Annotated in this window: 16 protein-coding genes; 8 read left to right on the top strand and 8 right to left on the bottom strand. The window is 62.5% G+C overall.

The features are described from left to right. Nucleotides 1-7: 7 nt before the first annotated feature. From ureC to EAO39_RS22195, 4 genes are all read right to left on the bottom strand, one after another. Nucleotides 8-1,726, bottom strand: a complete 1,719-nt coding sequence (gene ureC / locus EAO39_RS22210; RefSeq protein ID WP_120971820.1) for an urease subunit alpha — start codon at nucleotides 1,724-1,726, stop codon at nucleotides 8-10. After that, nucleotides 1,726-2,031, bottom strand: coding sequence for an urease subunit beta (locus tag EAO39_RS22205; protein ID WP_120971819.1), 306 nt, complete (start codon nucleotides 2,029-2,031; stop codon nucleotides 1,726-1,728). Before EAO39_RS22205 ends, ureC begins: the two co-directional genes overlap by 1 nt. Before the next feature lie 15 nt (nucleotides 2,032-2,046). After that, on the bottom strand, nucleotides 2,047-2,655 hold the full coding sequence (locus EAO39_RS22200) for a HupE/UreJ family protein (RefSeq protein WP_120971818.1): 609 nt from the start codon (nucleotides 2,653-2,655) through the stop codon (nucleotides 2,047-2,049). Between the two features lie 66 nt (nucleotides 2,656-2,721). Beyond that, nucleotides 2,722-3,024, bottom strand: a complete 303-nt coding sequence (locus EAO39_RS22195; protein ID WP_120971817.1) for an urease subunit gamma — start codon at nucleotides 3,022-3,024, stop codon at nucleotides 2,722-2,724. A gap of 282 nt (nucleotides 3,025-3,306) precedes the next feature. Here EAO39_RS22195 and EAO39_RS22190 point away from each other — a divergent pair, with 282 nt between their 5' ends. The 7 genes from EAO39_RS22190 (at nucleotide 3,307) to urtE (ending at nucleotide 12,326) form a co-directional block, all read left to right on the top strand. Next, the gene (locus EAO39_RS22190) at nucleotides 3,307-5,370 is read left to right on the top strand and encodes a TonB-dependent receptor (RefSeq protein WP_240467168.1); all 2,064 of its coding nucleotides are present in this window, start codon (nucleotides 3,307-3,309) and stop codon (nucleotides 5,368-5,370) included. A gap of 14 nt (nucleotides 5,371-5,384) precedes the next feature. After that, on the top strand, nucleotides 5,385-6,116 hold the full coding sequence (locus tag EAO39_RS22185) for a DUF4198 domain-containing protein (protein ID WP_120971948.1): 732 nt from the start codon (nucleotides 5,385-5,387) through the stop codon (nucleotides 6,114-6,116). A 219-nt stretch (nucleotides 6,117-6,335) separates the two neighbouring features. Next, nucleotides 6,336-7,613 carry an urea ABC transporter substrate-binding protein gene (gene urtA, locus EAO39_RS22180; RefSeq protein WP_120971947.1) on the top strand — a complete coding sequence of 426 codons (1,278 nt, stop codon included), beginning with the start codon at nucleotides 6,336-6,338 and terminating at the stop codon, nucleotides 7,611-7,613. Between the two features lie 96 nt (nucleotides 7,614-7,709). Beyond that, nucleotides 7,710-9,332, top strand: a complete 1,623-nt coding sequence (gene urtB, locus EAO39_RS22175; RefSeq protein ID WP_120971815.1) for an urea ABC transporter permease subunit UrtB — start codon at nucleotides 7,710-7,712, stop codon at nucleotides 9,330-9,332. A 19-nt stretch (nucleotides 9,333-9,351) separates the two neighbouring features. After that, entirely contained in the window at nucleotides 9,352-10,563 is a 1,212-nt protein-coding gene (urtC, locus tag EAO39_RS22170) for an urea ABC transporter permease subunit UrtC (RefSeq protein WP_120971814.1), read from the top strand. Next, the gene (gene urtD / locus EAO39_RS22165; protein ID WP_120971813.1) at nucleotides 10,560-11,438 is read left to right on the top strand and encodes an urea ABC transporter ATP-binding protein UrtD; all 879 of its coding nucleotides are present in this window, start codon (nucleotides 10,560-10,562) and stop codon (nucleotides 11,436-11,438) included. Before urtC ends, urtD begins: the two co-directional genes overlap by 4 nt. A 195-nt stretch (nucleotides 11,439-11,633) precedes the next feature. Next, nucleotides 11,634-12,326: an urea ABC transporter ATP-binding subunit UrtE gene (gene urtE / locus EAO39_RS22160; protein ID WP_120971812.1), complete on the top strand. Its 693-nt coding sequence runs from the start codon at nucleotides 11,634-11,636 to the stop codon at nucleotides 12,324-12,326. 78 nt (nucleotides 12,327-12,404) lie between these two features. Here urtE and EAO39_RS22155 read toward each other — a convergent pair whose 3' ends face one another. Continuing rightward, nucleotides 12,405-13,394: a TauD/TfdA family dioxygenase gene (locus EAO39_RS22155; RefSeq protein WP_120971811.1), complete on the bottom strand. Its 990-nt coding sequence runs from the start codon at nucleotides 13,392-13,394 to the stop codon at nucleotides 12,405-12,407. Between the two features lie 26 nt (nucleotides 13,395-13,420). Then, the gene (locus EAO39_RS22150) at nucleotides 13,421-14,488 is read right to left on the bottom strand and encodes a tripartite tricarboxylate transporter substrate binding protein (protein ID WP_240467167.1); all 1,068 of its coding nucleotides are present in this window, start codon (nucleotides 14,486-14,488) and stop codon (nucleotides 13,421-13,423) included. Nucleotides 14,489-14,710: 222 nt separating this feature from the next. Between EAO39_RS22150 and EAO39_RS22145 the strand changes: the two genes are divergently transcribed. Next, nucleotides 14,711-15,568: an urease accessory protein UreD gene (locus EAO39_RS22145; RefSeq protein ID WP_120971945.1), complete on the top strand. Its 858-nt coding sequence runs from the start codon at nucleotides 14,711-14,713 to the stop codon at nucleotides 15,566-15,568. 26 nt (nucleotides 15,569-15,594) lie between these two features. Here the strand turns inward: EAO39_RS22145 and EAO39_RS22140 are convergent, their stop codons facing one another. Beyond that, on the bottom strand, nucleotides 15,595-17,943 hold the full coding sequence (locus tag EAO39_RS22140) for a cytochrome P450/oxidoreductase (RefSeq protein ID WP_120971810.1): 2,349 nt from the start codon (nucleotides 17,941-17,943) through the stop codon (nucleotides 15,595-15,597). A gap of 123 nt (nucleotides 17,944-18,066) precedes the next feature. Further along, on the bottom strand, nucleotides 18,067-19,053 hold the full coding sequence (locus EAO39_RS22135; protein WP_120971809.1) for a tripartite tricarboxylate transporter substrate binding protein: 987 nt from the start codon (nucleotides 19,051-19,053) through the stop codon (nucleotides 18,067-18,069). Nucleotides 19,054-19,232 lie beyond the last annotated feature (179 nt).

Here is a 19,232-nt window from a genome sequence, read left to right as displayed (position 1 = left end):
CTGTGCTTCAGAACAGAAAGTAGCGCTGGGCCATGGGCAGGCTGTGGGCAGGCTCGCAGGTCAGCAAATCGCCGTTGGCGCGCACGGCATAGGTCTGGGCATCTACCTCCATATGCGGTGCCAGGTCATTGTGAATCATGTGCTGCTTTTGCACACCGCGTATGCCTTTGACGGCAGATAGCGGCTTTTGCAGGCCGAAACGCTGACCTATGCCCGCAGCCAAGCCGGCCTGCGAGACAAAGGTCAGCGAGGTCCTGGCCAGGGCCCCGCCATAGGCGCCAAACATGGGACGGTAATGCACGGGCTGGGGCGTGGGAATGGAGGCGTTCGGGTCGCCCATGGCCGCCATGGCGATGAAGCCGCCTTTCAAGATGCAGGTGGGTTTGACGCCAAAGAAGGCCGGTTTCCAGATCACGATATCGGCCCATTTGCCCACTTCCAGGCTGCCCACCTCGTGGCTGATTCCGTGGGCAATCGCAGGATTGATGGTGTATTTGGCGATATAGCGCTTGATACGGAAGTTGTCGTGGCGCTCGCTGTCTCCCGTCAGTTGGCCGCGTTGCTGCTTCATCTTGTGCGCCGTCTGCCAGGTGCGCAAAATCACTTCGCCCACGCGGCCCATGGCCTGGCTGTCGGAGCTGAACATGCTGATGGCGCCGATGTCGTGCAGTATGTCCTCGGCCGCAATCGTTTCCTTGCGGATGCGGCTTTCGGCAAAAGCCAGATCTTCGGCAATGCCGGCATTCAGGTGGTGGCAGACCATGAGCATGTCCACATGCTCGTCCAGCGTGTTGATGGTGTAGGGTCGGGTGGGGTTGGTGGACGAGGGCAGGACATTGGCTTCGCCCACCACTTTCAAGATGTCGGGCGCATGGCCGCCGCCCGCGCCTTCGGTGTGGAAGGTGTGGATGGTGCGCCCTTTGAAGGCGGCCACCGTGTCTTCCACAAAGCCGGATTCGTTGAGCGTGTCGGTGTGAATCGCCACCTGGGTATCGGTCTCTTCAGCCACCGTCAGGCAGTTGTCTATGGCGGCCGGCGTGCTGCCCCAGTCCTCGTGCAGTTTCAAACCAATCGCGCCGGCGCTGATCTGCTCATGCAGGCCTTGCGGCAGGCTGGCATTGCCCTTGCCCAGAAAGCCGAGATTCATGGGGAAGGCATCGGCTGCCTGCAGCATGCGCTCCATATTCCAGGGGCCGGGCGTGCAGGTGGTGGCAAAGGTGCCGGTGGCAGGACCCGTGCCGCCGCCAATCATGGTGGTCACCCCGCTGGTCAGCGCCTCTTCGATCTGCTGCGGAGCGATGAAGTGGATATGGGTATCGATGCCGCCGGCCGTGACCAGCTTGCCTTCGCAGCTGATGATTTCGGTGCCGGGGCCGATGATGATGTCCACGCCGGGCTGGGTGTCGGGATTGCCGGCCTTGCCTATGGCCGCAATGCGCCCGTCTTTCAAGCCGATATCGGCCTTGACTATGCCCCAGTGGTCGATGATCAGCGCATTGGTCAGCACCGTGTCCATGGCGCCTTGTTCGCGGCTGCGCTGGCTTTGCGCCATGCCGTCGCGTATGGTTTTGCCGCCGCCAAATTTCACCTCTTCGCCGTAGCCGCCGGCGGCCAGGGTGAAGTCTTTTTCCACTTCAATGATCAGATCCGTGTCGGCCAGGCGCACGCGGTCGCCCACCGTGGGGCCAAAGGTTTCGGCATAGGCACGTCGGTCCATGGTGGCCATTACAAATCTCCCATCACCAGGCCGCGAAAGCCGTAGATTTTTCTGTCGCCGGCCAGGTCTACCAGCTCGACGGTACGTTGCTGGCCGGGCTCGAAACGCACGGCCATGCCGCTGGCAATATTCAGGCGCATGCCGTGGGCTTGCGCACGATCGAATTGCAGGCCCGCATTGGTCTCGGCAAAGTGGTAGTGCGAGCCGACCTGAATCGGTCGGTCGCTGGTGTTCTGCACCACCAGGGTGAGCGTGCGGCGGCCGGAGTTGAGTTCGTGCGCGCCGTCATCCAGCAAATATTCTCCGGGGATCATGGCTGCTCCTTTGCGTCAGGCCAGGCGCGTCAGCATGAAGACGCCCAATGCCGCCGTGGCTGCGCCGCCCAGGCTGGCCAACCACCGGTGGCGCTGCAGCAGGGCCTGACCCAGCACCATGCCGCAGACATGCAGCAGCGCCGATCCAAGCGCCATGCCTGCCAGCGCACCCACGGCCGCCATGCCGGTATCTGCTGCCAGCTCATAGCCATGGGCCGCACCATGGAAGAAGGCAAACATGCCCGCCAGCCCCGCGGCCGCACCCCAGGCCATTTTTTTCTGCACCGCAAGCAGCAGCCCCAGCACCAGAACTGAGGCGGCAATCATGGGTTCCACGCCGGGCACCCAGAGGCCGGCGAAGCCTGCCAGCGCACCGGCTACCAACAGCGCCACAAAAGCGAGTGGTGCGCGCCAGGCCGGAGTGACCGTCAGCGCGCTCCAGGCACCCACGGCCAGCATGGCTGCCAGGTGATCGGCGCCGGTAAACGGGTGGGCCAGGGCGTGGCTGAAGCTGTCGAGAAAATGGTGGTGACCGCCGCCATCGGCGCCCACATGGGCCATGGCGGACAGGGGAAGAGCCGCTGCAGCGGTGGCCGTAGAGAGAATGATGTTCTTGAATTTCATAGCTTTCTGCGCTTTATGGGTAAGGGCTTGAGGGCTAAAAGACTTGAGATCTGGCGAGAACCGCATTCAGGCAATCGGCTCGTGCACGGTGACGAGCTTGGTGCCATCGGGAAAGGTCGCCTCGATCTGTATGTCGGGAATCATCTCGGCAATGCCGTCCATCACATCGCCGCGCGTGAGGACGGTGCGGCCCTCGCTCATCAGCTGGGCCACGGTCTTGCCGTCGCGGGCTCCCTCCATCACATAGGCGCTGATCAGGGCCACGGCCTCGGGGTAGTTGAGCTTGAGACCGCGCGCCATGCGGCGCTCGGCCAGCAGGGCAGCGGTGAAGATCAGCAGCTTGTCTTTTTCGCGAGGCGTCAATTCCATATCGTTGCACTCAAAGCAGGGCTAGTCAGCTCGCGCGGTCGACGGCGTCGACAGAACGCGCGGTGTGATTCCATATGGGCTCCATGAAGCAAGTGCTATGCCAAAGCGGTGCGTTGGCGCAGCTGTTTCGGGGTCACAAGGCTCGGTACTTGCACTGCATTGGGGCGGTTTGGCGTGTTTGTGCACCAAAACTTTTCAGTGTGCGCAGTCTCGGTGCGTTTTTCTGCGGGGTACGAGCTGAATCGGTGCATTGCGTGGCACAAAGCTTGCGTTTGCAGTGGCATGAGAACCCAAAGGATTCCAACGAACAATGCGCAGCGCAAGGCTGCTTCACCCCGGTATGCAGCGCTGGCCATGGCCTGTTTTTCGCTGATGCATGGCCATCTGCGGGCACAGCAGGCAGAGGTCCGTCTGGCCGAGGTGCAGGTCAAGGGCCAGGTGCTGGATGCCGTGCAGCCTGCCTTTTCGGTGACCGAGTTGGGGCGCGACGAATTGCGCGAGCAGCCAAGGCCGGAAGTCGAGACGCTATGGAACAAGGTGCCCGGCATGCATGTGAACCACTATCACCTGAGCGGCGTGGCCAATGGGCTGGTGCTGCGCGGCTTTGGCGGCGGTGGTCATGGTGGCGATGTGGCCGCCACGCTGGATGGAATTCCTCTTAATGAAGCCACTTCACATGCCGATGGCTACTTCGATCTGAATGTGGTGGTACCGCTGGAGCTGGACAAGATCAATGTCTATCGCGGCCCGGTATCGGTGCTGCAGGGCAATTACAACCGCGCCGGGCTGGTGGAGCTGCGCACGCGTCGCAGCGGCAGCTATGCCGATCTGGAACTCAGCGCCGGCTCGCACGGCCTGCTGGATACGCAGGCCGCGCTGGGGCGTGAACTGCAGGGCGGCGATCAGCTCAACCTGGCGGCCCAGCATTCGCGCGGCGATGGGGGGCGGCCCAGCTCGGGCTTTGAGCGCAGCACCCTCAGCGGTCACTGGAAGCACCAGGTGCATGAAAAGCTGGACATTTCTCTGTCCGGTCGCTGGCATGAGGCGCGCGGGGATTCGCCCGGTTATCTGACCGAGGCGCAGTGGCGGCAGGATCGGCAGGGCAAGGACGCGCATGTGGTCGGCGATGGCGCCAACAAGCACTTTGGCACGCTGCGGCTGGACGCGCAGTACGCGCTGGATGCAGACATGCGACTACTGGGTTTTGTCTACGGCACGCAGCAGGACTTTGTGCGCTGGTTCACCCGCCCGCGCAGCGCCACCTGGATGCAGCGCGAGGAGCGTTATGAGCGCAGCGTGCTGGGCGCGGGCCTGAATTTGAATGGCAAAAGCCAGCTGGCCGCGCGCGAATTGAACTGGATGCTGGGGCTGGAGCAGGTGCGCGAGTCGACTGACTACGGCTACTGGGATGGCTTGGTGAACCGCCAGCGCACGGCTGCTGCGTTGGACGATCGCAATACGCGGCTGAACAACACGGCGCTGTACGGACAAGGCAGCTGGCAGGCGACAGGCTGGCTGCAGACCACGGCCGCGCTGCGCTGGGATCATTTTGACGGCAGCTGCCGCCTGCTGGGGACAGAGACCGGCAGCGATGAATGCAGCCGCATGCAGGGCCGCAGCCACGCCAGTCCCAAGCTGGGCGCGCTGGCGCAGCTCAATCCGCAGACAGCGATACGTGCCAGCTGGTCGCAGGGCTTTGCCCTGGCCAGCGACTTTGCCAAATACGCGCTGCGCAACAGCGAGCTGAGTGCCAATGTCTTTCGCCAGACCGAGCTGGGCGTGCAGTGGAAGCCGTCGGGACAGTGGCTGATTGACGCAGCGCTGTACCGCATCACGTCCAGCAACGAGATTCGCAACACCGCGCCCGGTGAATATGAAAACCTGGGTGCCACGGTGCGCAAGGGCGCCGAGCTGCAGCTGCACTGGCTGCCCAGTCGTGCCTGGCATGTGGAATGGGCCTATGGCTTCAACCGTTCCAAAGTCACGCACAACGCCGATGCCGCTTTGCTGGGCCAGCGCGTGGTGAGCGTGCCGCAGTCCACCAGCACCCTGCATGCGCGCTGGATGCCCAGTCCCGATGTCACCGTGCATGGCGTGCTGCGCCATGTGGGCCGGGCCCCCATCAATGGGGCGAATACCGAATGGGCCAGCAGCTATCACTGGCTGGATCTGGGTCTGCAATACCGCCTGCCTGTCAGTGTGGCCCGCAATGCCAGTCTGAACCTGTGGCTGCGCAATGCGGCCAACGCCCAATACGCCAGCACCACCACCATCATCGGCGGTCAGCGTCTGGTGGCACCCGGTGCACCGCGCAGCCTGCAGCTGGGTTTGCAGTTTTCACTATGATTTTTGGAGTTTTCATGTCTCAGCCATCAACCCGTAAAAGCGGGATTGCGCGCATTCTCTGCACGACCGCTACGGCCTGGCTGCTCTGTGCCAATCCGGTATATGCCCATAACGTCTGGCTGGAGCCCGATGCCCAGGGCGGCTACGTCATGCAGTTTGGCGGCCATGAGGGCAAGACCGAAACCTTCGACCCCGCCAAGCTGCAGCGCGTGCATGCCTATGACCTGCGTGGGCGCGAGGTGAGCTGCGATGTGCAGAGCGTGCGTGGCGGGATTCGCGTCAAACCCGATGCCAAGACCGCCCTGATTGCGGTGGAGCTGGACAACGGTTATTTCAGCAGTGCCAAGCCCGAGGGCGACATGCTGCCTTTGTCCATGGACAAGAACCCCGGCGCTGTGCGTGGCGTGCATGCGCGCAAGTTCCACAAGACCGTGGTGCAGTGGGGGGCGGTGCTACAAAAGCCGTTGGCCCAGGATTTTGAAATCGTGCCTTTGCAAGGCCGGTCGCCACATGCGGGGCAGCCGTTTCAGGTGCAAGTGTTGCTGCATGGAAAGCCCAAGGCCGGCGTTCGTGTGAGCTGGGGCGAACATGGATCGCCCACCTTTACCGATGTCCAGGGCAAAGCCCAGATGACGCCGACCCGGGGCAACAACAGCTTGCAAGCCATATGGCGCGAGCCCATCCAGGGCGATGTGAGGACCACGCAACGCAGCTACGAATATTTGCTGCGCTTTACGGTGCATTGAGTGTTTGTGGTGCATGGCTCACCACAACGGTGCTGCATGTGGTGCAAAGGCCGTGTATCGATCGATCTTGGTGCATGTCGGCGCGATAGACCGGCGTAATCACCATCGCGGCGGCCATCAAGCGCGCGTGGCACACCTCTTGCTAAGTGCATTGCATACGACAAGCCCTCTGCTTGCCGTAACCCATCCGAATCACTGATGCACAAGGGGTTGATCACCATGTTCAAGCGTAGAACTGCCATGAAAACTTTGGCTGCCGCCGCAGCCGTCGCCGGTCTGGGTCTGACGGGCTTGAGCGCCCAGGCTGCCGACACCATCAAGGTCGGCGTGCTGCACAGCCTCTCCGGAACCATGGCGATCTCGGAGACGGTGCTCAAGGACACGGTGCTGATGGCGATTGAGGACATCAACGCCAAAGGCGGCGTGCTGGGCAAGAAGCTGGAAGCCGTGGTGGTCGATCCCGCCTCCAACTGGCCGCTGTTTGCAGAGAAGGCCAAGCAGCTGATCACGCAGGACAAGGTGGCCGTGGTCTTTGGCTGCTGGACCAGCGTCTCGCGCAAGTCGGTGCTGCCGGTGTTCGAGCAGAACAACGGCCTGCTGTTCTACCCCGTGCAGTACGAGGGTGAGGAACTCTCCAAGAATGTGTTCTACACCGGCGCTGCGCCCAACCAGCAAGCCATTCCAGCCGTTGAATATCTGATGAGCAAGGAGGGCGGTGGCGCCAAGCGCTTTGTGCTGCTGGGTACCGACTATGTGTACCCGCGCACCACCAACAAGATTTTGCGTGCCTTCCTCAAGTCCAAGGGCGTGAAGGATTCCGACATCATGGAAACCTATACGCCCTTCGGTCACAGCGATTACCAGACCATCGTGGCCGATGTGAAGAAGTTCTCCACCGGCGGCAAGACGGCGGTGATTTCCACCATCAATGGCGACTCCAACGTGCCCTTCTACAAAGAGCTGGGCAATGCCGGCCTCAAGGCCAAAGATGTACCGGTGGTGGCCTTCAGCGTGGGCGAGGAAGAGCTGCGCGGCGTGGATACCAAGCCCCTGGTCGGCCACCTGGCGGCATGGAACTATTTCATGAGCGTGAAGAACCCCACCAACACGGCTTTCATCAAGCAGTGGGGCGACTATGCCAAGGCCAAGAACATCGCTGGCCACAAGGACAAGCCCCTGACCAACGACCCCATGGAAGCCACCTGGGTCGGCATCCATATGTGGAAGCAGGCCGTGGAAAAAGCCAAGAGCACCGACACCGACAAGGTGATCGCCGCGATGGCCGGCCAGACCTTTGTTGCGCCCGACGGCTTTACCGTGAAGATGGATGAGAAAAACCACCATCTGCACAAGCCGGTGATGGTGGGCGAGATCAAGGCCGACGGCCAGTTCAGCGTGGTGTGGAAGACCAAGGGCCCGGTCAAGGCCCAGCCGTGGAGTCCCTTCATCGCAGGCAATGACAAGAAGAAGGACGAGCCCAACGGCAAGAGCTCCTGATTCTTGAAAGCAGCGGGAGAGGTCTGGTGGGCTCTCCCGCTCTTAAAGCAATAGCTGAATGCGCTTGATGAATGAGCGCAGCGAACGGATTTCATCATGAACTACTTGCACAAGCCGTGGCGGATGGCTGCGATGGCCGGCTTGGTCAGCCTGGCTGCGCTGCTCAGCGCTCCCAGTCATGCACTGACCTCAGAACAGGCTTATGCCATGGCGGCAGCAGAGGATGCGGAGCAACGCGTGGCCGCCATCAATCAGGCCGTGCTGGCCCCCGATGCACTCAGCGATGGCGGCAGGCTTGCGGCCTATCTTGCGGCACTTGGCAATGACCAGGTGCAACTGGCCGGTGGCAAGGCCTATGTGGTGAGCGGCGAGGCCGCCACCGACCCCAGCAGCGGCACCGCCGCCACGCTGCCGGCCGATGCGCAAGAAGTCGTCAACAACAACTACATGCGTAGCGTGATCGACACCGCGCAGGCTGCGCTGGCGCTGCAAAGCGGCGATGTGCTGCAACGCCGATCGGCCGCCGAAAAGCTGGCAGCAGAACCCGACGCGGATCGTCTGCCGCTGATTGAAAAAGCGCTGGCGGCGGAGAAGGACGAGCAGGTCAAAACCCTGCTGCAGCGGGCAAAGGCCGCCAGCTTGCTGGGCAGCGACGACGCGCAGCAGCGCCTGCGGGCGGTGGAGCAGTTGTCACACCAGCAGACACCCGAGACGCAGCTGTTGTTGAACCAGCGGCTTTCTGACGAGACCGATCCTGTGGTGCAAAAAGCCATCAAGGCCGCGCTATCGGGTATTGCCGAATCGCTGAGCTGGGGCGACAGGCTGGGCGCTGTCTTCAGCGGCATCAGTCTGGGTTCCGTGCTGCTGTTGGCCGCGCTGGGCCTGGCCATCACCTACGGGCTGATGGGCGTCATCAATATGGCGCATGGCGAGCTGATCATGATCGGCGCCTATGCCACTTATCTGGTGCAAGTCGCATTCCAGCACTGGGTGCCCGAAGCGGCTTTTGGCTGGTATCTGGTGGTTTCCATTCCCGTGGCCTTTCTGGCATCGGCCTTGGTGGGGGCGATTCTGGAGCGTGGCGTGATCCGTTTTCTCTATGGTCGCCCGCTGGAGACGCTGTTGGCCACCTTCGGTATCAGTCTGGTGTTGCAGCAGACCGTGCGCAGCCTGTTTGGCGCGCAGAACGTGGGTGTGGAAAATCCCGCCTGGATGAGCGGCGGCATTGCGCTGCTGCCCAATCTCACGCTGCCTTACAACCGCATTGCCATCATCGTGTTTGCCTTTGCCGTGCTGGCTGCCGTGGCCTTTTTGATTGCCAGAACGCGACTGGGCCTGTTTGTGCGCGGCGTCACGCAAAACCGGGCCATGGCGTCCTGCGTAGGCGTGAACACTGCACGGACCGACACCTATGCGTTTGCTCTGGGCTCGGGCATAGCCGGCCTGGCCGGTTGCGCCTTGAGTCAGATCGGCAATGTGGGCCCGGACCTGGGTCAGAACTACATCGTGGACAGCTTTCTGGTGGTGGTACTGGGCGGCGTGGGGCAACTGGCCGGCACCGTCTATGCGGCTCTGGGCCTGGGCGTGCTCAGCAAGCTGCTCGAAGGCTGGACCGGTGCCGTGCTGGCCAAGATTGCCGTGCTGCTGTTCATCGTGGTTTTCATCCAAAAGCGTCCGCAAGGCATCTTCGCCTTGAAGGGCCGCAGTGCCGAGGCATGACATGACTGCTGCAAATTCAATGGCTCCAACTCTTCCGCTCCCCGCGCCGGAACCTCTGCTCAGCCGCAAGGGCTGGACGGCTTTTCTGGTCGCACTGATCGTCATCTGCGCCGTGGCTCCGGTGCTCAATCTGTGGGTGCCAGAAGGCAGCGCTCTACACCTCTCGGACTATATGGTGGGCCTGCTGGGCAAGTTCATGTGCTATGCGATTTGCGCGCTGGCCATCGATCTGATCTGGGGCTATACCGGCATTCTGAGTCTGGGCCACGGCCTGTTCTTTGCGCTGGGCGGCTATGTGATGGGCATGTATCTGATGCGAGAAGCTGCAGGCCCCGATGCGCTGCCGGCCTTCATGGGCTTTCTGGACTGGAAGACGTTGCCCTGGCATTGGGCACTGTCGGGCAGCTTTGCGGCCACCGTGCTACTGGTGTTTCTGGTGCCGGGCCTGATTGGAGGACTGTTTGGTTACTTCGCTTTTCGCTCGCGCATCAAGGGCGTGTATTTCTCCATCATCACGCAGGCGCTGACCTATGCGGCCATGCTGCTGTTCTTTCGCAACGAGACCGGCTTTGGCGGCAACAACGGCTTTACCGGCTTCAAAAGCCTGCTGGGATTTTCGCTGACTTCACAGCGCATCCAAGTGCTGCTGTTTGCACTGTCCGGGCTGGCGCTGCTGGGCTGTTTTCTGTTCTCGCGCTGGCTGGTGCGCAGCAAATACGGCCGCGTGTTGCAAGCCGTGCGCGATGCCGAAACCCGCACCATGTTCTGCGGCTACAACCCGCTGCCTTACAAGCTGTCGATCTGGGTCATCTCGGCCATGATGTGCGGCCTGGCCGGCGCGCTCTACGTGCCGCAGGTGGGCATCATCAACCCCAGCGAAATGAGCGTGGGCAACTCCATCGAAATGGCGGTGTGGACGGCCGTGGGCGGCCGTGCTTCCCTGGTCGGCCCCATCATCGGCGCGTTCGCCGTCAACGGCGGAAAAAGCTGGCTGACCGTAGCGGCTCCAGAGTACTGGCTGTATGTGCTGGGCGCGCTGTTCATCGTGGTGACGCTGTTCATGCCTGGTGGGCTGATTCGCCTGCCGCAACAGCTCAGGCAGTGGCGCGAAAAGCGCAGGGCGCAGGCTCAGGGATCGGCTGAAATCCGGTCGCCATCTCAGACGCCAGCGCAGCCGCAGGCTGCAGCCACAGAAGCCTCTGTTCCATTGAATCAAGGAGCCCGCGCATGACGCCCGATCTGATGCAGGAAGGCGCAGAGCGCCTGGCCGATTACCAGGCCCGGCAGCAGGCCGTGTTCGCCACGGAATCCGGTGGCCGCAGCGCCAGCATGGCGCGGCCCCTGGTGGCCGGCGAAGTCGATGTGACCCACGGCCGCATCCTCTACCTCGAAGGCGTGCATGTGAGCTTTGACGGCTTCAAGGCCATCAACGGCCTGAACCTCGATATCGCCCCCGGCGAGCTGCGCTGCATCATCGGTCCCAATGGTGCGGGCAAGACCACGATGATGGACATCATCACCGGCAAGACCCGGCCCGACAGCGGCACGGTGTACTTCGGCTCCACCATCGACCTGCTGCGCTACAGCGAGCCCGAGATTGCGGCCATGGGCATCGGCCGCAAGTTTCAGAAGCCCACGGTGTTCGAGCAGCTCAGCGTGTTCGAGAACCTGGAGCTGGCGCTCAAGACGCACAAGGGTATTGCGGCCTCCATGCTGTTCAAGCTCAGCGGCGCGCAAAAGGATCGCATTGCCGAGGTGTTGCACACCATTCATCTGGCCGGCAGCGTGACGCGGCAGGCGGGGCTGCTGAGCCACGGCCAGAAGCAGTGGCTGGAGATCGGCATGCTGCTGGTGCAGGAGCCCAAGCTGCTGCTGCTCGATGAACCTGCGGCCGGCATGACCGATGAGGAAACCGTGCGTACTGCCGAGCTGTTCCTGACGCTCAAGGGCAAACATTCGCTGATGGTGGTGGAGCACGACATGAGCTTTATCGACACCATCAGCGAGAAGGTCACGGTGCTCTGCGACGGCAGCGTTCTGGCCGAGGGCACGCTGGCCCAGGTGCAGGCCGACGAGCGCGTGATTGAAGTGTATTTAGGACGTTAACCCCCTGAGGCGCTTCGCGCCTTCCCCCTCTCTCTACGCGCTGCGCGCTAGGGGAAGGGGACGCAGCCAGCACGGCGGGGCGGCCCTTGCGCGGCTGCCTGGCTCGGCTTGCGCTAGTTTCAGACGCCATGCTTGCTGTGAGTAATCAAATTAGATAGCTGCTTGCGCTTGATGTGTAAGTGCTAGAGGCCAAATATGCTTAGAGTTCAAAATCTGCACCAGTACTACGGCGGCTCGCACATTCTGCGCGACGTGAACCTCACCGCCGAGATCGGCAAGGTCACGGTGCTGCTGGGCCGCAATGGCGTGGGCAAGACCACGTTGCTCAAAAGTTTGATGGGGCTGGTGCCCATCAAAAGCGGCAGCATTCAGTGGCAGGGCGCCGACATTGGCAGGAAAACGCCTTACGAACGGGCGCGCAGCGGCATCGGCTATGTGCCTCAGGGGCGCGAGATTTTTTCGCGCCTGTCGGTGCAAGACAATCTGCGCATGGGCTTGTCCTACTGCTCGGCGCGCACCAAGGTTCCCGGTGAGCTGTATGAGCTGTTTCCCGTGCTCAAGCAGATGCTCAACCGTCGCGGTGGCGATCTTTCGGGCGGCCAGCAGCAGCAGCTGGCGATTGCCCGCGCGCTGGCGCCGCAGCCGCAGATCCTGATTCTGGACGAGCCGACCGAAGGCATTCAGCCCAGCATCATCAAAGACATAGGCCGGGTGATACGCATGCTGGCCAATCGCGGCGATATGGCCATCTTGCTGTGCGAGCAGTATTACGACTTTGCCGAAGAACTGGCCGACCACTATGTGGTGATGGAGCGCGGCGAAGTGATCGCCTCGGGCCCGGGCAGCGAGATGCAGCAAAAGAATGTGCGAAGCCTGGTGGCCATCTGAAGCCAGACCGGGGCAAAAAAAGGTGCCGCAAGCGGCACCTACAAACCCCGGAGTGTTCAGCAGGAGACAAATTTGATATCAGTACGCGGCGCCATGTGCGGCCAGCACCGGGTCGCCCTGAATCGCCGTGGATTCGCGGCCGTCGGCCCCCACGGGAATCTTGCCGACCAGCGTGCTGCGATAGAGCTGGCGGTCAAACTCCAGGGCAAAAATATCCTGCGGAGCCACGTGTGCCGTCGCGCGGTTGTCCCAGAAGGCCAGCGAGCCCGGCTCCCATTTGAAGCGTACCGTGAACTCGCTGCTGACGGCGTGCTCCCACAGAAACTCCAGCAGCACGCGCGATTCGCGGGTGTTCAGGCCGCTGACGGTTTTGAGAAAACCGGGGCTGATGTAGAGCACTTTCTCGCCGGTTTCGGGGTGGACGGTGATCAGGGGATGTTCGCTGACCAGGGTGTTGTTGCGCACCAGCTCCAGATACTCGGCCGATGCCGTCGCACCTTGCGGCGCGCTGAAACGGTGCTCGCCGCGCAGAGTCTGCAAAAAAGCCTGCAGCGACGCAGACAGCGCGTTGTAGGCCGCAGCCAGATTGGTCCATTGGGTGTCGCCGCCATAGGGCGGGATGGTGACGCCGCGCAGTATGGAGGCTGCAGGCGGGCTGTGAGCCGCCGTCACATCGGCATGCCAGCCCGTCCACGGGCGCTGCTCTGCTTGGCCGCTGTGGCGGTTGGCCTTGCGGTGCTTGGCAATCGAGTACAGCTCGGGGTGGCCGTCCACATGGCCAAACACGGGGTGGCCCAGCGTGAGTTCACCGAACTGGCGCGAGAAGGCCAGATGCTGTTCGTGCGTCAGATGCTGATCGCGAAAGAACACGACTTTCCAGCGCAGCAGGGCCGAGCGCACGGTGTGCACCTCCGCCGCACTGAGAGGGCGTTCCAGCACCACACCGCTGATCAAGGCGCCGATATGGGCCGATTGAGGAGCCACTCTGACGTGGGGCGTGAGCGTGTTGGCCGCCTGCAGCTGTTCATCGAGACGCTGCAACGGGGCGTGGGGCAAGGGCATGTTCATGAGAGGCTTTCTTCGATGCTCGCGCTTCAGCGGGCTTTGGCAATGTGGACGGCTGCGGCTGGCAGCAAGCCCAGCTCGGCAAGCAGTGCATGGTTGCGCTGAACCTGGGTATGCAAGGCGCTGGCCGTTTCCTGTGGGCCGAGGAAGATGGGTTCCCACTGGTTGAGTGCCACAAAGTCCTTCCATTCGCGCGTCTCGGAGACGCGGCGCAGCGCGCCGACCCAGTAGGTCTGCTGCTGTGCGGTGGCAGCGGGGGTGGTCATCACGCCCTGAAACGAATCGCTGACATAGTCGATGCCTTGCTCCTTCCATGTGGGGGACTGGGCGAAAGCGCCTTCCAGACGCTGGTCGGCGGCGATGGCCAGCACGCGCACCCGGCCTGCCTGCAGATAGGGCAGCAGATTGGGTGTGGTGGCAGACACCACATCCAAATGCCCGCCCACCAGAGCCGTCATGGATTCGGCCGAGGACTTGTAGGGAACAATGCGCAGCTTCTGGATATTGACGCCGCCTTGCTGCAGCGGTTGGGCCACGCCAAGATGGATGTGATTGCCCAGCGTGGTGGCAATGCCGATCGAGTATTTCTCCGGGTCCTGGCGCAGCTGGGCGACCAGATCCTGCGCATTGCGGATCGGCGAATCCGCGCGCACCACCACGGTGGTGAATTCTCTGAACAAGGTCACCAGCGGCGTCGCTTTTTGCAGATGGGCGGGCAGGGCATTTTGCGCAAGACTGTTGCCGTAGCTGCTGCTGAGCGTCATCAGCGTATGCGCATCGCCGGCATGGCGGTGCAGGCTCTCCAGTGCGGAGATGGAGTGCGCGCCGGACTTGTTGCTGACTACAAAGCTGGGCGACAGGCCTTCTCTGGCCAGCAGCTCGGTGAGCTTGCGTGCCGCCACATCCAGCGCCGCACCGGCACCGCTGGGAACAATGAATTCTGGCGACTTGCTGGGCTTCCAGACGGGCGCGGCTGCGGAGCTGTTTTGTGCCGATGCGATGCCGCCCAACAGAGCGCAGCAAGCCACACCCATGACGGCCAGCCAGCGCGGCCGCTTGGGGTGAAAAGCCTGGTGTGCAAACGCTTGGGCAGACATGAAACAGCTCCTGAAATCAAGGGCCATGCGCCGTGGTCGGCATGGCATGTGAGAGACTGTAGAAGCTGCGCTGCGTTGCAACAACGAACGTTTTTCTATGAGTTAACAAGCAAAAGAGCTGAGGTGTTTTCAGCACCGGTTTCTGCGCAAGCGACGCGAGTCGGATGAGGCTGAACCGCTGTGAAAAACAAGGCAGCTGAGGCGATGAAGGATGAGACGGATATGACTTGGCACGCGCAGCTTGCGCTGAATTACAGCTCGCAAACGCTTTCCGAGGGCGCACGAAAAACCTCGGTGCACTTCACGCACGATGGTCCGCTGCGCGTACTCAAAAGCCTGTATCCGGAAGGCTCGGAGATTTGCCACAACGTGCTGGTACATCCGCCCGGCGGCCTGGTCGGCGGCGATGTGCTCGATATTGCCGTGCAGGTGGACACCGGCGCGCATGCCCTGGTGACCACGCCTGGTGCCACGCGCTTTTACAAAAGCAATGGAAAGCCCGCGCTGCAACGCACGCGTCTGAAACTGGCCGCCGGCGCGCGTCTGGAGTGGTTGCCGCTGGAAGCCATTGCCTATAACGCCTGCGATGCCGTCAATCATCTGGAGTTCGAGCTGGCCGAAGGCGCACAGCTTTTGAGCTGGGATGTGACGGCCTTGGGCCTGCCTTTGGCGGACCAGCCTTATGTACAGGGCCAGTTCACCCAGCACCTGGAATGGCCGGGCCGTTTTCTGGAGCGTGGCGTGATCAACGCCCAGGATGGCTTGCTGCTCGATGGGGCCCTGGGCCTGGCGGGGCGGCGCTGCATGGCCAGCCTGGTGTTTGCCAGCGGCTCGCCTATCTCGCGCCCGCTGCGCGAGATGCTTCTGGAGAGTACCCATGCGCTGCTGCAAACCTCGGCATCAAGCGCAGGGCAAGCGGTGGTGGCTGGTGTGACGGCGCCCAATGAACACATGCTGGTGCTGCGCGGCCTGGCGCCGGTGGTGGAGCCGGTGATGAATGTCTGGAAGCAGGTCTGGGCACATTGGCGCGCCGAACTCTGGGGGCTGCAAGGCAGCACTCCCAGAATCTGGAACATGTAGCGGCCGTCGCGCGGTCAGGCTATCGATTACAAGGCCAGGACGATCTTGCTTTCGGCGGTTCTGGCGCGCGAGCAGCAGCTCATCATCTTGGTGCAGGCGGCGCGCTCCGAACGGGTCAGCACCATGTCGCGGTGGTCGATGTCGCCGGCAAGCACGGGGACTTCGCAGGAACCGCACAGGCCTTCGCGGCAATCGCATTCCACATCGATATTGGCGCTGCGCAGAGCGTCCAGCAGGGTCTCGTCCTTGCGCACCTGCAGCGTGATGCCGGACTCGCGCAGTTCCACTTCAAAGCCGTGCTCCTTGGCCGGATCGAGTCCACCCAGGGCGGAGGAAAAATGCTCCACACGCAGGCTGTCTTCGGGCCAGTGGCTGCTGGCTTGTTCCAGGCCTTGCAGCATGCGCTGCGGGCCGCAGGCGTAGATCTGGGCGCCGGTTTTTGCGATGGCCAGCAGGCGGGGGTAATCGGCGCGCCGGCCTTCTTCGCCCACGTAAACATGCAGCCGATCACCATGCAGCTCCTGCAATGATTTCAATAGCGCCATGCGTGCACGCTGGCTGCCGCTGTAGTGGATTTCATATGAAATTCCCAAGGCCTTGGCGCGCGCAGCCATGCTGGCAATCGGCGTGATGCCTATGCCGCCGGCGACCAGGATCAAATGCCCGGCGCTTTCATCGAGCTTGAAGTGATTGCGCGGGCCGCGCATCTGCACGCGCATGCCGGGCTGCAGCTGGGTGTGCACCCATTCGGAGCCGCCGCGGCTGTGCTCTTCGCGCAGCACGGCGACTTCAAAGCTGTCGGGCTGGTCTGGGCTGCCGCAGAGCGAGTATTGGCGGGAGATGCCGGTGTCGCCGCATTGCAGATCGATATGTGAGCCCGGCGTCCAGCGCGGCAGATCGCGGCCGTCGGGGGCCTTCAGACGCACGCGCAGCACGCCCTGGGAAATCTGCTCGGTGCTGGCGACGACCATGGAGCGGCTCACGCTGCCCGAGGATTCGCCAATGCGCACGGCTTGCTGCGCTTGCAGCACGGCCGGGTCTTTGCGCTCGGGATTCTGCGCCGCATCCCACTGCACCCACAGATGCTCGGGGCCGCGAAACGAGGTGTTGGGCACATAGCTGAATTCCTGCTCGGACAGGCGCATATGCGGCAGGCGACGGGTGAATTCTTCGAGGAAGATCTGCATTTCCATGCGCGCCAGATTCTTGCCCATGCACTGGTGCGAGCCATAGCCGAATGTCAGATGGTCGCTGGCATTGTCGCGGTGGATGTCGAAGAAATCGGCGTCCACAAAATGCTGTTCATCGTGATTGGCCGAGGAGGTGACGATCAGCAGCTTGGAGCCTGCAGGAATGGCTTGACCGCCAATGACGGCATCCTGGGTGACCAGGCGTCGCCAGGCGGCGACCGAGCCGTTGTGGCGCAGACATTCCTCCACGGCATTGGCGATCAGCGAAGGGTCTGCGCAGATCTCGTGCCACACCTTGGGGTGCTGCAGCAGCAGCTTCATGGCATTGGCCGTGGCATTGGCCGTGGTTTCGTGTGCGGCGACGATGCCGGCCATCATCATGGAGTGCAGATAGGAGTCGGTCACCACCTCGGGCATCTCGCGCTGCTTGCGTATGCCGTATTGCATCCAGCCCGGCGCCTCGGGGTCGGCGCGCATCTTGTCCAGCACCTTGCCGGCGTACTGCCAGAAATTGCCCACGGCATGGGCCACGGCCACCTGCTCTTCGGGCTTGGGGCGACCCCAGGTGTTGACGGTGTGGGCAATGCTGTACTGGCGCAGCGTGTCCATATCGTCCTTGGGCACGCCCAGAAAGTGCATGGCCACCGTCAGCGGCACTTCCCACAGCATTTGATCGACCAGATCGGCTCGGCCGTCGTTGATGAAGCGGTCCACATACTCGCGGGCCAGCTCGCGCACCATGGGTTCGTGATGCTTGAGCTCTTCGGGGGTGAAGGGCGCCATCAGCGCCCGGCGGCGCGGCATATGGGCGGGCTCGTCCTCGTTGACCAGCGTGCGGTTCAATGCAAAGCCGTAGCTGGCCAGCACGGCATTGGCTTCATCGCCGGTGGGCGTGATTTTTTCCAGCGCAATCGAGGGGCTGAAGGTGAGGTTGTCGCGGAAGATGGCCTTGATGTCTTCAAAGCGGGCGACCACCCAGTAGCCCAGCTGCGGGCTGAAGAACACCGGCTCCTGCTCGCGCGCCCAGCGCACATATTCGGGCGGGTCCTGCTGGTAGGCATCGCCAAAAGGGTTGAACTCAGCCGCACCGTGGCTGATGGGGCAGCCGGTCGGGCCTTTCTGGGCCGTGGCCTGGGTGAACTGGCTGTGATCTATGGGGCAGCGGGCGGGGGCGGAAACTGTCATGGCGATCTCACTCAAGGAGGCAGATTCAAGAGGCAGGCGGATGGGTCTGGAGCCATCGAAACGGAAGGCTGAGGAAAGGCAGAGGCGGCCTGCCGCCAGCCTCTGCGGGGAGCGTGTGGAGGTTTAATCCAATGTGATGTTCAGGTCCTTGATCAGCTTTTGCCAGCGCGTGCTTTCGCTGTTGATCAAGCTCTGGAACTGCTCGGGTGTGTTGCCCACGGGCTCTACGCCAAAGTCGATCAGTTTTTGCTTGACGGCCGGCTCGTTGATGGCAGCCACGACCTGCTTGTTGAGTGCGGCAATCACCGTGGCCGGCGTCTTGGCCGGGGCCACCATGCCGACCAGGGCTGCGGCCTGCACATTGGGCAGACCCAGCTCGGCAAAAGTGGGTACATCGGGCAGCTGGGGTAGGCGCGTAGCATTGGCCACGGCCAGCGGGCGCACCTTGCCGCCCTTGATGAAGCCAGCGCCTGCGGCCATGTCCACCATCATCACGGGCAACTGGCCGCCGGCTACATCGGCCAGTGCCGGGGCCGCGCCGCGGTAGGGGGCGTGGGTGAGCTTGATGCCGGTCTCGCTCTTGAGCAGTTCCATGGCCAGATGGTGGGGGCTGCCGGCGCCGGCAGACGCATAGTTGATGCCTTCCTTGCTGGCTTTGCCTTCGGCAATGAATTCCTTGGCGGTCTTGGCCTTCTCGCCCGGACCAGCGACCAAAATCATGGGAAAGCGGCCCATGAGCGTGACCGGTGCCAGGTCTTTACCGGGGTTGTAGCTCAGACTTTTGTAGAGCACGGGGTTGAAGATCAGCGTGCCGTTGTCGGCCGACAAGATGGTGTAGCCGTCGGCCGTGGCACGGGCAGTTTCCGATGCGCCGATGGCGGTGTTGCCGCCCGGACGGTTATCCACCACGATGGGCTGGTGGATCTGCCCGCCCCAGGCCTGGCCTATGGCGCGCGCCAGGAAGTCCGAGCCGCCGCCTGCCGCGTAAGGCACGATCCAGCGCACGCTCTTGCTGGGGAATTTCTCCTGCGCTATGGCAGCTGTGGGTGCGCCGGCCAGCCACAACATGCTGGTGGCCAGAACCGAGGCGGTAAAAAGGCGTTTGTTCATCGGATGTCTCCTTGGCGAGGGTGGTGTGTTTGCGGGTTTCTCGGGTGTCGCCCGGTCCGCTGTTCCGCTTTAATACGGATTCTTGATTTGCGTAATTTTGGTACGCATTGCGTAATTTTGACGCAAGGGATTACCCGAAAACGGGCAGTTCTTGAGCGAGAATGGCCTGAAGTTGTTGA

Origin of the sequence: Comamonas sp. lk (assembly GCF_900564145.1) — a bacterium.
Classification (GTDB): domain Bacteria; phylum Pseudomonadota; class Gammaproteobacteria; order Burkholderiales; family Burkholderiaceae_C; genus Comamonas.
The sequence above is the reverse complement of the archived record's forward strand: the minus strand, read 5'-3'. Positions and strand labels throughout refer to the sequence as shown.

Excerpts from the sequence above, each read along its gene's own strand:
- urtD (WP_120971813.1), top strand. The coding sequence starts at position 10,560 with ATGACGCCCGATCTGATGCAGGAAGGCGCAGAGCGCCTGGCCGATTAC.
- urtC (WP_120971814.1), top strand. The coding sequence starts at position 9,352 with ATGGCTCCAACTCTTCCGCTCCCCGCGCCGGAACCTCTGCTCAGCCGC.
- EAO39_RS22200 (WP_120971818.1), bottom strand. The coding sequence starts at position 2,655 with ATGAAATTCAAGAACATCATTCTCTCTACGGCCACCGCTGCAGCGGCT.
- EAO39_RS22205 (WP_120971819.1), bottom strand. The coding sequence starts at position 2,031 with ATGATCCCCGGAGAATATTTGCTGGATGACGGCGCGCACGAACTCAAC.
- EAO39_RS22140 (WP_120971810.1), bottom strand. The coding sequence starts at position 17,943 with ATGACAGTTTCCGCCCCCGCCCGCTGCCCCATAGATCACAGCCAGTTC.
- urtA (WP_120971947.1), top strand. The coding sequence starts at position 6,336 with ATGTTCAAGCGTAGAACTGCCATGAAAACTTTGGCTGCCGCCGCAGCC.
- urtB (WP_120971815.1), top strand. The coding sequence starts at position 7,710 with ATGAACTACTTGCACAAGCCGTGGCGGATGGCTGCGATGGCCGGCTTG.
- ureC (WP_120971820.1), bottom strand. The coding sequence starts at position 1,726 with ATGGCCACCATGGACCGACGTGCCTATGCCGAAACCTTTGGCCCCACG.
- urtE (WP_120971812.1), top strand. The coding sequence starts at position 11,634 with ATGCTTAGAGTTCAAAATCTGCACCAGTACTACGGCGGCTCGCACATT.
- EAO39_RS22195 (WP_120971817.1), bottom strand. The coding sequence starts at position 3,024 with ATGGAATTGACGCCTCGCGAAAAAGACAAGCTGCTGATCTTCACCGCT.
- EAO39_RS22185 (WP_120971948.1), top strand. The coding sequence starts at position 5,385 with ATGTCTCAGCCATCAACCCGTAAAAGCGGGATTGCGCGCATTCTCTGC.
- EAO39_RS22135 (WP_120971809.1), bottom strand. The coding sequence starts at position 19,053 with ATGAACAAACGCCTTTTTACCGCCTCGGTTCTGGCCACCAGCATGTTG.
- EAO39_RS22145 (WP_120971945.1), top strand. The coding sequence starts at position 14,711 with ATGACTTGGCACGCGCAGCTTGCGCTGAATTACAGCTCGCAAACGCTT.
- EAO39_RS22150 (WP_240467167.1), bottom strand. The coding sequence starts at position 14,488 with ATGTCTGCCCAAGCGTTTGCACACCAGGCTTTTCACCCCAAGCGGCCG.
- EAO39_RS22190 (WP_240467168.1), top strand. The coding sequence starts at position 3,307 with ATGAGAACCCAAAGGATTCCAACGAACAATGCGCAGCGCAAGGCTGCT.
- EAO39_RS22155 (WP_120971811.1), bottom strand. The coding sequence starts at position 13,394 with ATGAACATGCCCTTGCCCCACGCCCCGTTGCAGCGTCTCGATGAACAG.